At 50.5% G+C, this 14643-nt stretch carries 14 protein-coding genes; 5 read left to right on the plus strand and 9 right to left on the minus strand.

Features of this window, described 5'->3' with window-relative positions:
- Positions 1 to 125 precede the first annotated feature (125 nt).
- Both HV346_RS05115 and ykgO read left to right on the plus strand, forming a co-directional pair.
- Positions 126 to 386, plus strand: coding sequence for a type B 50S ribosomal protein L31 (locus HV346_RS05115; protein WP_181622486.1), 261 nt, complete (start codon positions 126 to 128; stop codon positions 384 to 386).
- A gap of 2 nt (positions 387 to 388) precedes the next feature.
- Positions 389 to 529 (plus strand): type B 50S ribosomal protein L36, encoded by a 141-nt coding sequence (gene ykgO / locus HV346_RS05120; protein WP_003859006.1) that lies wholly within the window; start codon positions 389 to 391, stop codon positions 527 to 529.
- Here the strand turns inward: ykgO and HV346_RS05125 are convergent.
- Positions 526 to 1236, minus strand: coding sequence for a GNAT family protein (locus HV346_RS05125; protein ID WP_181622487.1), 711 nt, complete (start codon positions 1234 to 1236; stop codon positions 526 to 528). The two genes, ykgO and HV346_RS05125, sit on opposite strands and share 4 nt — an antisense overlap.
- A gap of 100 nt (positions 1237 to 1336) precedes the next feature.
- On the opposite strand from HV346_RS05125, the gene HV346_RS05130 reads away from it, so the two are divergent.
- On the plus strand, positions 1337 to 2797 hold the full coding sequence (locus tag HV346_RS05130; protein WP_181622488.1) for a PLP-dependent aminotransferase family protein: 1461 nt from the start codon (positions 1337 to 1339) through the stop codon (positions 2795 to 2797).
- Here HV346_RS05130 and HV346_RS05135 read toward each other — a convergent pair.
- From HV346_RS05135 to acrA, 6 genes are all read right to left on the minus strand, one after another.
- Positions 2769 to 3236 (minus strand): YlaC family protein, encoded by a 468-nt coding sequence (locus HV346_RS05135; protein WP_181622489.1) that lies wholly within the window; start codon positions 3234 to 3236, stop codon positions 2769 to 2771. The genes HV346_RS05130 and HV346_RS05135 overlap by 29 nt on opposite strands.
- Before the next feature lie 120 nt (positions 3237 to 3356).
- Positions 3357 to 3908 (minus strand): maltose O-acetyltransferase, encoded by a 552-nt coding sequence (gene maa / locus HV346_RS05140; RefSeq protein WP_181622490.1) that lies wholly within the window; start codon positions 3906 to 3908, stop codon positions 3357 to 3359.
- A gap of 211 nt (positions 3909 to 4119) precedes the next feature.
- Positions 4120 to 4338, minus strand: coding sequence for an HHA domain-containing protein (locus tag HV346_RS05145; protein ID WP_181622491.1), 219 nt, complete (start codon positions 4336 to 4338; stop codon positions 4120 to 4122).
- Between the two features lie 27 nt (positions 4339 to 4365).
- The gene (tomB, locus tag HV346_RS05150) at positions 4366 to 4740 is read right to left on the minus strand and encodes an Hha toxicity modulator TomB (RefSeq protein ID WP_181622492.1); all 375 of its coding nucleotides are present in this window, start codon (positions 4738 to 4740) and stop codon (positions 4366 to 4368) included.
- Positions 4741 to 5255: 515 nt separating this feature from the next.
- Positions 5256 to 8405 (minus strand): multidrug efflux RND transporter permease subunit AcrB, encoded by a 3150-nt coding sequence (gene acrB / locus HV346_RS05155; RefSeq protein WP_181622493.1) that lies wholly within the window; start codon positions 8403 to 8405, stop codon positions 5256 to 5258.
- A gap of 22 nt (positions 8406 to 8427) precedes the next feature.
- Positions 8428 to 9621 (minus strand): multidrug efflux RND transporter periplasmic adaptor subunit AcrA, encoded by a 1194-nt coding sequence (gene acrA, locus HV346_RS05160; protein ID WP_181622494.1) that lies wholly within the window; start codon positions 9619 to 9621, stop codon positions 8428 to 8430.
- Positions 9622 to 9763: 142 nt separating this feature from the next.
- Between acrA and acrR the strand changes: the two genes are divergently transcribed.
- Together acrR and mscK are read left to right on the plus strand one after the other, a co-directional pair.
- Positions 9764 to 10417: a multidrug efflux transporter transcriptional repressor AcrR gene (gene acrR / locus HV346_RS05165; protein WP_181622495.1), complete on the plus strand. Its 654-nt coding sequence runs from the start codon at positions 9764 to 9766 to the stop codon at positions 10415 to 10417.
- Between the two features lie 114 nt (positions 10418 to 10531).
- Positions 10532 to 13888 (plus strand): mechanosensitive channel MscK, encoded by a 3357-nt coding sequence (gene mscK / locus HV346_RS05170; protein ID WP_181622496.1) that lies wholly within the window; start codon positions 10532 to 10534, stop codon positions 13886 to 13888.
- A gap of 51 nt (positions 13889 to 13939) precedes the next feature.
- Here the strand turns inward: mscK and rsmS are convergent, their stop codons facing one another.
- Together rsmS and priC are read right to left on the minus strand one after the other, a co-directional pair.
- Positions 13940 to 14095, minus strand: a complete 156-nt coding sequence (gene rsmS / locus HV346_RS05175; protein ID WP_181622497.1) for a pleiotropic regulatory protein RsmS — start codon at positions 14093 to 14095, stop codon at positions 13940 to 13942.
- An 11-nt stretch (positions 14096 to 14106) separates the two neighbouring features.
- Entirely contained in the window at positions 14107 to 14634 is a 528-nt protein-coding gene (gene priC / locus HV346_RS05180) for a primosomal replication protein N'' (RefSeq protein WP_181622498.1), read from the minus strand.
- Between the last annotated feature and the right edge of the window lie 9 nt (positions 14635 to 14643).

The raw sequence follows: 14643 nt of genomic DNA on the forward strand, positions 1-14643 counted from the left end.
GATCTGATTCCGGTTACGGTGAATAAGAAAAAACGCCAGCACGCACTCCAGTTAGCGGGGGTTGTTTTTGCCGGATGACTCAGATATTATTTTGTTATGTTATAACAAAACACGAAGAGTCTGCGATGAAACCTGATATCCACCCAGCCTATCGCACGGTTGTCTTCCATGACACCAGTGCAAATGAATACTTTAAAGTCGGCTCAACCATTAAGACCGACCGGGAGATCGAACTCGATGGTGAGACGTATCCGTATATCACCATTGAAGTGTCGTCAAAATCACATCCGTACTATACCGGTAAGCAGAAAACCTTCTCGACAGAAGGCAGTGCTGCACGCTTCCGCCAGCGTTTTGGTGGCTTTATTAACGCGAAACGGAGCTAACCATGCAGGTTCTTAACTCACTGCGCAGTGCAAAACAGCGTCACCCGGATTGCCAGATAGTCAAACGCAAGGGACGCCTGTACGTCATTTGTAAATCTAACCCGCGTTTTAAAGCGGTGCAGGGACGCAAGAAAAGACGTTAATTAATTACTTCACGCCAACTTTCCAGGGATCTTATCTGCTTGCCGTCGGCGGTAAAATTGTCGGGGGCAAGCCAGTTCTGAAAGGCATATTCTAATGTTTGCCACTCGCTATCAATGATTGAAAACCAGTCGGTATCCCGGTTATGCCCTTTAATGACCAGTGCCTGACGAAAACGCCCTTCATACTGAAAGCCCAGACGCAGCGCTGCGCGACGCGAAGGCTCGTTCAGGCTATTGCATTTCCATTCATAGCGACGGTAACCCAATGTTTCGAACACATATCGCATCAGCAGATATTGTGCCTCTGTCGACATTGGCGTCCGGCTCAGTAACGGCGAAAAATGCACATGGCCAACCTCAACAACCCCGTTTTTAGGATCGATACGCATCAATGCGAGTGACCCCACCGGGGAGTCAGTCTGATTGTCGATCACGGCAAAATGAATGGGGTCGGATAAGTGGCAAACGCTTTCGACCCATTTCGTGAATTCACTGACTGTGGTATCGGGTTCACGTAACAACCATGTCCAGCTTCGCGTATCTTCTGCCTGTTGGTAGGCCGAAAACAGCGCTTCAGCATGTTCCACGCGCAATGGCTCAAGGCGACAATAATGACCATCGAGTTCCACACGAGAAGGGTGTGGTCGTGGCTGCCAGTCGTTAAGTGCTTTCCCTACGGGCTGACCAAACTGATTGAATGTGTTCATGTTAATTTCCGTGATGGTGTGAAGAATTTCAGAGTAGGGAAGAAGTGGTTCCTTAAAAAGAACCACTAAGGTATGTTTTTGTAGTACCACGGAGGAAAGCATGAACATACCCGGTGATGCGCTTTTTGCATTGATTGGCAGCGCGCTACAAAACCGCGGCGAAGAGACTCGCCAGCGTGCACTCTATCTTGCTCTGCGAGAAGCCATTCTGCATGGACGGTTGCAGGCAGACTGCCGATTACCGGGATCACGCGTACTTGCACAGCAGTTATCTCTCTCCCGCAACACCGTGAATGCAGCCCTGGAGCAACTCACGCTTGAGGGATATTTATTACGCAGTCGACAGGGCACGCGGGTAGCGCAGTTGGCGCATCAAAACATCGCGCAGAATTTACTGGAGCCTGTGGTGACACTGGCAAAACGGGTGGCGACACTGCCAGCACCGACCCCACGTGGAACACCCGTTCCGGCCTTCACGCCAGGCACGCCTGCCATCAACTATTTCCCTTTGCCGCTCTGGCGGCGTTTGTACGATCGCGTTCTGCGGGAGGAGGGAAGCGCATTGTTAGGCTATGGTGACCCTGCAGGGGAATACACATTACGTGAAGCTATTGCTCGTCATCTGGCGCTATCACGCGGCATCGACTGTGATGCCAGCCAGATCGTGATTACGGAAGGTGCGCTGGAGGGGGTGAAACTGTGTACTCAACTGCTGAGTGAGCCAGGGGATGTTGCCTGGATTGAAGACCCAGGTTATGCCGGCGCTAAAAGTGCTTTTTCGCAATCCAGCCTGACGATGCTGGGAATGCCTGTTGATGATGAAGGAATGTGCTGGGACGAGAAAAATGTGGCATCTCCGGCACTTATTTTTACTTCTCCATCCCACCAGTTTCCGTATGGAAGCGTACTCAGCGCTCGCCGGAGGCTGGGATTACTGGAGGTAGCCCAGCAGAATAAAGCCTGGATAATTGAAGATGACTACGACAGTGAATTTCGTTACAGCGGTGAGCCGGTTCCCGCCATGCTGGGGATGATAAAGAATGCGCCGGTGGTTTATCTGGGGACATTCAGCAAAACGTTGTTTCCGTCACTGCGCATCGGTTTCATGGTATTCCCGCCCGCGCTGGCGAAGGCCGTACAACCGGCCATTGGCTCACTGCTTCGCGGAGGGCACAGGGCTGAACAGCGGACGCTGGCGCTGTTTATTGAAGAGGGGCACTATGCGCGGCATCTTGCTGCTATGCGTCGGTTGTATCGTAAACGCTATCGGCAACTGCGTGAGATTCTCAGCTCTGAGCTCAGGATTGCTCATCGTGTTTTGGCGGGAGAAGGCGGGATGCATTTGACAGTTGCCATCGAAGGAATTGATGACAAAGCTGTTGTGCAACATGCAAAGGCATTTCAACTCGCACCCGCTGCACTGAGCGGGTACTACTTTGATGAGAAGCAACGGCAAACCGGCCTGGTATTGGGGTACGGTAATACCTCTGCCTCTCAGTTCGCCCCAGGGATAAGGCGATTGCAAGCCATTATTACGCAGCTACTGGGCGGGAAAGCGTAAAGACATCGTAAAACGATAACTCCCCTTTGGTTGACACCATTTTCTGCAATTTCTCTTTTTGCCCGTCGTCAACCGAGGGTGAATGCATAATGCTGTCGATAAGGTCAGATGGCACATAACGGGTGTTATACCATTCGCCGTTATAGCAAACGCGAAAATCAAGTACGTCGATATCTTCGTAACGGTAGCGCGGATGCACGTCGAAAAAGAAAAAGGCATTAAAGACGACAAACAGCACAACAAGTAGCCAGACGGAGTCGGCCAGCGTTTCGGATTGCAGCATCACGACCAGTGTTGCAAGCCAGGCGGCGTACATCGCAACAAACAGCCCAGGATGTTTGCGGATAAAGCTAATGCTAAAGCGCGGGCGATTGTCGCGCTTTTCGCGGGTGTTAAGATCATCGATGGTTGCGGTGAGCAGGCGCTGTATCTCTGTCATTTTATGCCTTCATGAATTTTGCAAAATACAGGGGGGATCTGCCTATTTTAAGAAACTGGGTCGGGTGAAAAAAGTAACAGTTACGCGTTGAAAGATCATAACAGTTACTGATCTCATCTTTTACAGTGTTTTGATGATCTTAGCCGGATTGCCGCCCACCACCGCATCCGATGGCACATCTTTGGTGACAACCGCGCCAGAAGCGACAACAACGTTATCTCCGATGGTAACGCCAGGGTTGATCACTGCGCGTCCGCCAATCCAGACATTATTCCCGATGGTGACCGGTTTGCCAAACTCAACGCCGCTATTACGTTCAGCTGCATCCAGGGGATGTGTGGCGGTATAGATATGAACGCCTGGTGCGAGCATACAGTTATCACCAATATGAATAGGACACACATCAAGCATTACGCAGTCAAAGTTAGCGTAGAATTCTTTTCCGAGAAAGATGTTATAGCCGTAATCGCAACGAAAGCTCGGTTCTATATAAGCACCTTCGCTTTGTCCCAGAAGTTCAGCCAGTAATAGCTGGCGTTCTTTTTTATCGTCCGGAGCGGTATGGTTATAGCGGTGAATCAAATGGCGGGCGCGTAAACGCTCTGCCCGTAACGTCTCATCACCGGGGCGGTAATGTTCACCTGCAATCATCTTTTGCTTTTCTTCACTCATGGCAACCTCACTGGTTCGGTTTATGACCTCAGAGTAAAGTGCTCCTGTCAAAAAGGGAACGTTCCCAAATTGCTGATGTGATTACTGTCACAACATTGTTGCTTAAGGGTTCATTTAACTCGGGGACCTGTCTGTCACACAGGGAGTGTAATGCGAAAGGTGAATTCAGCTTAGAAACTGCAGCACAGCCATTACAATCAATCCTCACGGATTAACGAACAAATTTCCACACAGAAGAAGGGATTTTGTCATAAAGCTTATTCATTGTTAACTCGGCAAGACGGTGGTCAGCTGCTGAATAAAATACCGCCAGTTCGTTATCGGACAGCTCGTATTTATTTTTTTCAATAACACGTTCGAGCGTGTCAATTGACTGACAACGTCTTAAGCGCATCAAATAATCGATCTTGGTTAATGGTTTATCAGACATAAATTCACCTTAGTCATTGTAATAATTTTAACAGGAGAGGCTAACAGGGTTAGCTCTACTCACGTTGACGAAACAGCGGAATAGCCGGTTTCCCGATTTACGCCATTTTTGCAAATCCTGCGCGTTAATGCCGTAGCTGCTGAACAACATAAAAGTGTCATCCAGGTATTCGTCAATTTGCTCAATCAGTTTATTATCTTCATTGTACTTAATTTTATAATTAAGTGCGAAGGTTGCTATATGCTCTATCAGCTCATTCAGCTGTAAATTGATGGCAGACGTCGGGTCATTAACCCAGCCATGGTTGCTTTCATCAAGATTGGCAAGGCAGTCATGGTACAAGGTTTCGCAGAGAAATTTCAACTGCGCGATATCATGCCTTTTTGGCGAGTACTCGTCCATAGCGCATCCCCTTTTGAGTGATTTCTTACTCACCGAGCATCAATGTCGGGATGGATACAACATACTTAGCCGCAACGGGTGCTGTTTTCCTGATATCTCTAACTATAAGCCACTCTGATCAAGATTTCACCGCGCTATTACGAAAAATTACAATTAAAAAGCCACGTTGCGAATTGTTACGCAATTATCTGTCAAAAGTATGGCGATGTTATCTTAATCCACCCTTATTTTTTACCGTGTCCTTACGATTCATTGAGTTAGCCATAACCTTCAAATGAAGTGTAGATTCAGGTCTTCAGGTCTCATATCAAAATAACTAGGAATATTCCTAATAACTTATGGGGGGAAATGAAATTAAAAAAACCATAAGTTCGTCGATTGAGTTAACGGATAAATATGGTATGTCTTATTACAATGGCAGAAAATAAATAAACCGACAATAAGCGTATTTTATGATTTTTACAGTGGAATGAAAAAGGCCGCTAATGCGGCCTTTTTATAGGGTGAAACCGGTATCAGTGGTGTTCTACTGAGTGATTATGCTCAACATCTTCACTTTTCCGGCTGAAGCGGCGGCGGACCACCACGAAGAACACCGGAACGAAGAAGATAGCGAGTACAGTCGCGGTAACCATCCCACCCATTACGCCTGTACCAACGGCATTCTGTGCACCGGAGCCTGCGCCAGAGCTGATTACCAGCGGCAGAACCCCAAGGATGAACGCCAGCGACGTCATCAGGATAGGGCGCAGACGCATACGAACAGCTTCCAGCGTCGCTTCAATCAGGCCCTTGCCTTCTTTGTCCATCAGATCTTTGGCGAATTCAACGATAAGTATCGCGTTCTTCGCCGACAAGCCAATGGTTGTCAGCAGGCCCACCTGGAAGTAGACGTCGTTCGTCAGACCACGGAACGTTGCTGCAAGCAGCGCACCGATAACCCCTAACGGAACAACCAGCATAACCGAGAACGGAATTGACCAGCTCTCATACAATGCTGCCAGACACAGGAAGACCACAATCAGCGAGATCGCATACAGGGCTGGGGCCTGGTTACCAGATAAACGTTCCTGGTAAGACATTCCCGTCCAGTCATAGCCGATCCCGGCAGGCAGTTTGCTTGCCAGCTCTTCCATCAGGTTCATGGCTTCACCGGTACTTCTGCCTGGTGCTGCCTGACCGAGGATTTCCATCGATGGCAGGCCGTTATAGCGTTCCAGACGAGGTGAACCGTATTCCCAATGAGAAGTCGAGAAGGCGGCGAACGGAACCATCTGACCATTACTGCCACGCACGTACCAGTTATTGATGTCGTTCGGCAACATACGGTATTGGGCTTCGGACATCACGTATACTTTCTTCACGCGACCGCGGTCGATGAAGTCGTTGACGTAACTACCGCCCCAGGCAGCGCCCAGCGTGGTATTGATATCACTAATGGAAACGCCCAATGCCTGCGCTTTTTCCTGATCGATATCGATCTTGTATTGCGGGGTATCTTCCAGACCGTTTGGACGAACACCGACCAGCAGGTCAGGGTGTTTTGCCACTTCACCAAACAGTTGGTTACGCGCTTGCGTCAGTTTTTCGTGACCCAGACCCGCCTGGTCGATCAGCTGGAAGTCAAAACCGGTTGCTGTACCCAGTTCAACAATCGCTGGCAGGTTAAAGGCGAACACCATCGCATCTTTAATCTGCGAGAAGGTTCCCATTGCACGACCAGTGATCGCTTCGACTTTGTTCTCTGAGCCTGGGCGTTCGCTCCAGTCTTTCAGGGAGACGAAGGCAATACCGGTGTTCTGACCACGACCTGCAAAACCAAAGCCGTTAACCGCAAACACGGATTCAACGTTAGCTTTTTCTTTCGTCAGGTAGTAATTGGTCACTTCATCCAGCACTTTCTGGGTACGTTCTTGCGATGCACCCGCCGGAAGCTGCGCCATGGTCAGGAATACGCCCTGGTCTTCATCTGGCAGGAATGAACTTGGCAGACGAACGAACAGATAAGCCATGCCGACCACGATGATGATGTAGAGCAGCAGATAACGACCGGTGCTGCGCAGGATATTGCCTACGCTGTCGGTGTAATGGTGCGTGCTCTTATCAAACATGCGGTTAAACCAGCCGAAGAAGCCTTTCTTACCTTCACCATGATCGCCTTTCGCGATCGGTTTCAGCATGGTGGCACACAGCGCTGGGGTCAGAATTAACGCAACCAGTACGGACAGTGCCATTGCCGACACGATGGTAATGGAGAACTGACGGTAAATCGCACCGGTTGACCCCCCAAAGAAGGCCATCGGGATGAATACCGCAGACAGCACCATCGCAATACCCACCAATGCGCCCTGGATCTGGCCCATTGATTTACGCGTGGCTTCTTTCGGCGGTAGCCCTTCTTCTGACATGACACGCTCGACGTTTTCCACCACCACGATGGCGTCATCGACGAGCAAGCCTATCGCCAGGACCATCCCGAACATCGTCAGGGTGTTTATCGAGAAGCCAAAGGCCGCCAGAATGGCAAATGTCCCCAGCAAGACAACCGGAACCGCGATGGTTGGAATCAACGTCGCGCGGAAGTTTTGCAGGAACAGATACATGACCAGGAAGACCAGGATGATCGCTTCTGCCAGCGTTTTCACCACTTCGTGAATAGAGATTTTCACGAACGGTGTGGTGTCGTATGGATAAACGATTTTCAGGCCGGACGGGAAGAAAGGTTCCATTTTCTTCAGTTCAGCACGAATAGCGGTCGCCGTATCCAGGGCGTTTGCACCCGTCGCCAGTTTAATACCCAGACCGGATGCTGGTTTACCGTTAAACTTCGCAATGATGTCGTAGTTTTCGCCACCCAGTTCCACTTTCGCGACGTCACGCAGGCGAACCTGTGAACCATCCTGATTCACTTTCAGCAGAATTTTACTGAATTCATCCGCTGAGGTCAGACGCGTTTGCGCGATAATCGAGGCGTTAAGTTGCTGGCCTTTCACCGGCGGCGTACCGCCTAACTGACCGGCTGCAACCTGGGCGTTCTGCGCTTTAATTGCGCTGATCACGTCAACAGGCGTTAACTGGAAGTTATTAAGCTTATTCGGGTCCATCCAGATACGCATAGCGTACTGAGAACCAAACAGCTGAACGTCACCTACACCAGAAGTACGACTAATGGCGTCCTTCATGTTTGCGCCGACGTAGTCAGAAATATCTTCCTGCGTCATTGTGCCGTTGGTGTTGATAACGCCGACAACCATCAGGAAGCTACTGGACGATTTCTCGACGCTCACACCCTGCTGTTGTACTTCCTGCGGCAGCAATGGCATCGCCAGCTGCAGTTTGTTCTGCACCTGTACCTGCGCGATATCCGCATCTGTACCTGACTGGAAGGTCAGGGTGATTTGGACTGTACCGGTTGAGTCACTGTTTGAGGACATGTACATCAGGTTATCGATACCGTTCATGTTCTGTTCGATAACCTGAGTAACGGTATCCTGCACCGTTTTAGCATCCGCCCCAGGGTAGGTTGCGGTGATCGAAACAGCCGGAGGCGCAATCGTCGGATATTGCGCTACGGGCAGTTTCAGGATCGCCAGACCCCCTGCGAGCATGATGATAATGGCAATCACCCACGCAAATATGGGGCGATCGATAAAGAAATTAGGCATGTCTTAACGGCTCCTGTTTAAGTTAAGACTTGGTTTGTTCTGACTGGCCATCAGCTGCGGCTTGTTGTTTATTGTCAGAAGCGACTTCCTGTGCTTTTACCTGCGCGCCAGGACGTACTTTTTGCAAACCAGTAACAATCACGCGATCGCCATCTTTCAGACCTTCCGTCACCAGCCACTTATCGCCAATCGCCTGCGATGCAGTGATATTACGTGTTTCGACTTTGTCATCAGCACCCACAACCAGCGCACTCGCATCGCCACGCGGCGTACGGGTTACACCCTGTTGAGGAACCAAAAGTGCGGTTGGGTTAGTCCCTTCTTCCAGGCGTGCGCGAACAAACATACCTGGCAACAACGTGTGGTCAGGGTTAGGGAAAATCGCACGTAAGGTGATGGAACCCGTGGTCTGATCGACAGTAACGTCAGAAAACTCCAGCGTGCCTGACTGCGGGAACTTGATACCGTCATTGGTAACGAGTTCCACTTTGGCTTTACCGTTTTCTTGTTTCAGCGTGCCATTCGCCAGCTCTTGTTTCAGACGCAGGAAATCGTTGCTGGATTGGGTTACGTCAACGTAGATCGGGTCAAGCTGCTGCACGGTTGCCAGCGCAGTGGCTTGTCCGTTCTGGACTAATGCGCCTTCAGTTACCGCAGATTTACCAATACGGCCGCTGATAGGCGAGGTCACTTTGGTATAAGCCAGGTTAATTCGAGCAGTTTCAACCGCAGCTTTTGCAGCGACGACGGCAGCATTGGCCTGTTGTGCATCAGCCACTGCAGTGTCGTAATCCTGTTGGCTGATATACTGCGTGCCCAGCAGTTTTTTGTAGCGATTGAGCGTCAGTTGCGAAATTTTGGCTGCAGCTTCTGCTTTCGCCAGATCGCCCTTAGCACTCTCATAAGCGGCCTGATAGGTTGCTGGATCAATCTGATACAGAGAAACACCCGCCTGAATATCACCACCCTCGGTGAAGTTACGTTTCAGGATAATGCCACTGACCTGAGGACGAACTTCAGCAACGCGGTAAGCACTTGTACGGCCTGGTAATTCTGTTGTTATCTGGAGAGGTTCGGTTTTGAGCGTCACGACACCAACTTCTGGCATCTGCTGCGCTCCTTGTTGAGCCTGTTTCTCATCACATCCTGTAAGCGCTAAGCCGCCTGAGAGCATCAGAACGATCGCCAGAGGCGTTAACCCTCTGTTTTTGTTCATATGTAAACCTCGAGTGTCCGATTTCAAATTGATCAATGGATCAAATGTCCAAAAACCCATTGCTGCGTTTATATTATCGTCATGCTATGGTACATACATTCATAAATGTATGTAAATCTGACTCCTGTAAAATCACTGACGTATGGCACGAAAAACCAAACAACAAGCGCTTGAAACCCGGCAACACATACTCGATGTGGCTATGCGTTTGTTCTCTCAGCAGGGCGTCTCATCAACCTCGTTGGCACAGATTGCTCAGGCCGCAGGCGTCACGCGGGGAGCGATTTACTGGCATTTCAAAGACAAGTCAGACTTATTTAGTGAAATTTGGGAGCTTTCAGAGTCCAGTATTGGTGATCTAGAGACTGAGTATCGGGCAAAATTCCCCGACGATCCACTCTCAGTTCTAAGAGAAATATTAGTATATATCCTTGAAGCTACAGTTGTTGAAGAGCGTCGCCGCCTGATGATGGAAATCATTTTCCATAAATGCGAGTTTGTCGGAGAAATGGCAGTGGTACAGCAGGCACAACGAAGCCTCTGTCTGGAAAGCTATGACCGTATCGAGTTGACGCTTAACCAGTGTATTCAGGCAAAAATGTTACCGGCAAATCTTCTGACACGGAGAACCGCAATCCTGATGCGTAGCTACATTTCGGGTCTGATGGAGAACTGGCTATTTGCCCCGCAGTCGTTCGACCTGAAACAGGAAGCACGCAATTATGTCGAGATTTTGCTCGAAATGTGTCAGTTTTGCCCAACTTTGCGCAGTGGGCCGACGCCTCTTCCTGCTTAAACCTGGCCAGGAATTATCCAGGACGTTTCTGTTCACGCTATTCTGCTCAGGGCTGACATGATATTCTTCGCGCACGACTATTCTCGGTCATCTTCTCACATCACATTCATGAATATGCAGCACTACACTCGATCGCAACACATTGTTTTTGCATTTCTTTTCTCCATGCTGTTTTTCTTTGCTACAGCGTCTGTTTCCTATGCTCGCGCGGATAATGCCAATGATATTCCAACGCGGGCTGACGTTCAGTCGCAGCTTGATGCCCTGAATAAACAGAAAAATTTGTCGGCTCAGGAAAAACTGATTCAGCAGGATTTGACAGAAACGCTTGAAACGCTAGATAAAATTGACCGGGTGAAAGCCGAAACGGCGCAGCTTCGTCAGAAAGTCACTCAAGCGCCAGACACTATGCGCAAGGCGATGGATGCGCTCAGTGGGCTGAGCGACGTTGATAATGATGATGAAACCCGCAAAACGCTGGCGACACTCTCGTTGCGCCAACTGGAGTCACGAGTCACCCAATCACTCGACGATTTGCAGACGGCTCAGGCCGATCTGGCAACCTACAACAGCCAGCTCGTGTCACTGCAAACCCAGCCTGAGCGTGTGCAAAACGCGATGTATGCTGCGTCTCAGCAATTACAGCAAATCCGTAATCGTCTGAATGGTACGAGCGTGGGAGAAGGGGCTTTACGTCCCACTCAGCAGACATTGTTGCAGATCCAGCAAACGTTGCTTAACGCACAAATAGAACAGCAACGTAAGAGCCTGGAAGGCAATACGGTGTTGCAGGATACGTTGCAAAAACAGCGTGATTACGTCACGGCTAACATTAATCGCCTTGAGCACCAGCTTCAGCTGTTGCAGGAGGCGGTAAACAGTAAACGTCTTACGCTGACGGAAAAAACGGCTCAGGAAGCCGTGTCGCCGGACGAGACAGCGCGTATTCAGGCTAATCCACTGGTTAAGCAGGAGCTTGATGTTAACCATCAACTCAGCCAGCGCCTGATTCAGGCAACAGAAAGCGGTAACACGCTGGTCCAGCAAAATATCAAAGTGAAAAACTGGCTGGATCGCGCGCTACAGGCTGAACGTAACATTAAAGAGCAGATTGCCGTCCTGAAAGGCAGTCTCCTGCTGTCACGTATTCTCTACCAGCAACAACAGACGCTGCCATCCGCGGATGAGCTGGAAGATATGACCAATCGTATTGCCGATTTACGTCTGGAACAATTTGACGTAAACCAGCAACGTGACACGCTTTTCCAGAGTGATACCTTTGTGGCCAAACTGGAAGAAGGCCACTCCAGCGAAGTGAACAGCGAAGTTCACGATGCATTGTTGCAGGTGGTCGATATGCGCCGTGAGCTGCTCGACCAGCTCAACAAACAGCTTGGCAACCAGCTGATGATGGCGATTAACCTGCAGATCAATCAGCAGCAGTTAGTCAGTGTGTCTAAAAACCTGCAAGAGATCCTGACTCAGCAAATCTTCTGGGTGAACAGTAACAAACCTATGGACTGGGACTGGATTAAATCTTTCCCGGAAACCCTGAAATCCCAGATCAAGAGTATGAAAATTACCGTGAACTGGGAGAAAGCCTGGCCTGCGGTCATGATCGCTTTCCTTGCTGGTTTACCGCTCCTGCTGATTGCCGGGTTAATCCGCTGGCGACTTGGTTGGCTGAAGCAATACCAGGCGAAGCTGGCCCATGACGTGGGACAACTGCGTAACGACAGCCAGCTCCATACGCCGAAAGCGATTTTAATCGACCTGATTCGCGCATTGCCGGTATGTCTGATTATTTTGGCTGTTGGCCTGATTCTGCTGACGATGCAACTCAACATCAGCGATCTGTTATGGGCATTCAGCAAAAAACTGGCGCTGTTCTGGCTGGTGTTCGGCCTGTGCTGGAAGGTACTGGAAAAAGATGGCGTGGCGGTACGGCATTTCAACATGCCAGAACAGCTGACCAGCCACTGGCGTCGCCAGATTGTGCGCATCAGCCTGGCGCTGCTGCCGTTGCATTTCTGGTCTGTGGTGGCAGAACTCTCCCCTCTGCATCTGATGGACGATGTGTTGGGACAACTGGTTATCCTGCTTAACCTGCTGCTTATTGCCGTCCTGATGTGGCCAATGTGCCGCGATAGCTGGCGCGATAAAGAGTCGCACAATATTCGTCTGATCACCGTTACCGTACTGGCGATTATTCCGCTGGCGCTGATGGTGCTTACCGCAACCGGTTATTTCTACACAACGCTGCGCTTGTCCGGTCGCTGGATTGAAACCGTCTATCTGGTGATCATCTGGAATCTGTTGTATCAGACCGTGCTCCGTGGCTTGAGTGTGGCTGCTCGCCGTATTGCCTATCGCCGAGCCCTGGCTCGTCGCCAGAATATGGTGAAAGAGGGGGCTGAAGGCGCAGAACCTCAGGAAGAGCCGACGATCGCGCTTGAGCAGGTTAACCAGCAAACGTTGCGTATTACCATGCTGGTGATGGTGGCGTTGTTCGGTGTGATGTTCTGGGCAATCTGGTCGGATTTAATTACCGTTTTCGCCTATCTTGACAGCATTACTCTGTGGCAATACAGCGGCACTGAAGCGGGGGCGGCTGTGATGAAAAGCGTCACAATGGGCAGTTTGCTCTTTGCGCTTGTTTCATCGATGGTCGCCTGGGCTTTGATTCGCAACTTGCCGGGCTTGCTGGAAGTGCTGGTGCTTTCTCGCCTGAATATGCGCCAGGGCTCGTCTTATGCGATCACGACTATCCTGAACTATGTGATTCTGGTCGCCGGCGCCATGACGGTCTTCGGTTCGCTGGGCGTATCCTGGGACAAACTGCAGTGGCTGGCCGCCGCGCTCTCTGTTGGTCTCGGTTTTGGTTTGCAGGAAATCTTCGGGAACTTCGTCTCCGGCCTGATTATTCTGTTCGAACGCCCGGTGCGTATCGGCGATACGGTCACCATCGGGACATTCTCTGGCACGGTCAGTAAGATCCGTATTCGTGCCACGACTATTACCGATTTTGACCGCAAAGAGGTCATCATTCCGAACAAAGCATTCGTCACCGAACGTCTGATCAACTGGTCGTTGTCTGATACCGTGACCCGCGTGGTGATCCGCCTGGGGGTGGCCTATGGATCGGATCTGGATAAAGTGAAAGAGGTCTTACTGCAGGCGGCGCAAGAGCACCCGAAAGTGATGCACGATCCTGCGCCATCGGTCTTCTTCACCACGTTTGGTGCAAGTACGCTGGATCATGAGTTACGGCTGTACGTGCGTGAACTGCGCGATCGCAGTTATGCGGTGGACGAACTTAACCGGACGATTGATCGCCTGTGTCGCGAAAATAACATCAACATCGCCTTCAACCAGCTCGAAGTACACCTGCGTAATGAGAAGGGTGATGAGCATACAGAAGTGAAACGCGACATTAAGGGTGATGACCCTCAGCCTAACGCTCTCTCATAAAGGGAGATGAGGAGCGTCAGGTGCGGGCTGGAGCGACTTTCTCCCTCTCCCTTAGGGAGAGAGGGGGGGAGGGCGTTTCCCTTCGAAATCCCGCTTCACAATTTCCAGCGCTTTTAGCACCGTTTCAACCGGGATTTCATGCTGCTCCAGCAGCATGATCAAATCAACGGCCAGTTTGACTTCATCTGGGGCATTTTCCAGCGACATCTGTGCTCCTTTTAGCGGGTCAGGCGTTCTATCACGCGTTCTATCTCATCCAGGGCCTGGCGGCAACGGGTGAGGCGTCCTTCCAGCGCGGCAATTTCCCGCATTAATAACTGCTGTTCTTCCAGTGTTTCAGCGGCATTGAGCCGTTTTTCGCGCTCACGTTTCATGTCAAAAAGACGGCGTTCAAACTCCTGGTTTTCAAGACGTTTACGCTGCCATTTTCGCACGCCTGGTGATGCATTATCCCAGGTACGTAGCGGCCAGGCGCTCATTTCGCGATGCAGGGCCGTCATCTGCTGGATAAGATGGTCTGCCAGCCAGGCGACCTGTTCCTGCTGTGCATTGGCGACGGCATGACGCAGCTCTTCAAGATTACCCTGCGTTTCATCAAGATAATCTTTTATCCGCGTACTGCGGGTTCGAAACAACTGGCGGTCAAAGCGCGGTTTCAGCGTCGCATGCGCCATCAGCGGTGTTGCCTGTTCGCGCAGCGCAGTTAGCTGATTTTGCAGGGTCTCTAAAAGCAAGGCTGTTTTCAATGCGCTCTC

This window comes from Enterobacter sp. RHBSTW-00994, assembly GCF_013782625.1.
Lineage (GTDB): Bacteria > Pseudomonadota > Gammaproteobacteria > Enterobacterales > Enterobacteriaceae > Enterobacter.

Coding starts and splice junctions, on each gene's coding strand:
- HV346_RS05115 (WP_181622486.1), top strand. CDS start 126: ATGAAACCTGATATCCACCCAGCCTATCGCACGGTTGTCTTCCATGAC.
- ykgO (WP_003859006.1), top strand. CDS start 389: ATGCAGGTTCTTAACTCACTGCGCAGTGCAAAACAGCGTCACCCGGAT.
- HV346_RS05125 (WP_181622487.1), bottom strand. CDS start 1,236: ATGAACACATTCAATCAGTTTGGTCAGCCCGTAGGGAAAGCACTTAAC.
- HV346_RS05130 (WP_181622488.1), top strand. CDS start 1,337: ATGAACATACCCGGTGATGCGCTTTTTGCATTGATTGGCAGCGCGCTA.
- HV346_RS05135 (WP_181622489.1), bottom strand. CDS start 3,236: ATGACAGAGATACAGCGCCTGCTCACCGCAACCATCGATGATCTTAAC.
- maa (WP_181622490.1), bottom strand. CDS start 3,908: ATGAGTGAAGAAAAGCAAAAGATGATTGCAGGTGAACATTACCGCCCC.
- HV346_RS05145 (WP_181622491.1), bottom strand. CDS start 4,338: ATGTCTGATAAACCATTAACCAAGATCGATTATTTGATGCGCTTAAGA.
- tomB (WP_181622492.1), bottom strand. CDS start 4,740: ATGGACGAGTACTCGCCAAAAAGGCATGATATCGCGCAGTTGAAATTT.
- acrB (WP_181622493.1), bottom strand. CDS start 8,405: ATGCCTAATTTCTTTATCGATCGCCCCATATTTGCGTGGGTGATTGCC.
- acrA (WP_181622494.1), bottom strand. CDS start 9,621: ATGAACAAAAACAGAGGGTTAACGCCTCTGGCGATCGTTCTGATGCTC.
- acrR (WP_181622495.1), top strand. CDS start 9,764: ATGGCACGAAAAACCAAACAACAAGCGCTTGAAACCCGGCAACACATA.
- mscK (WP_181622496.1), top strand. CDS start 10,532: ATGCAGCACTACACTCGATCGCAACACATTGTTTTTGCATTTCTTTTC.
- rsmS (WP_181622497.1), bottom strand. CDS start 14,095: ATGTCGCTGGAAAATGCCCCAGATGAAGTCAAACTGGCCGTTGATTTG.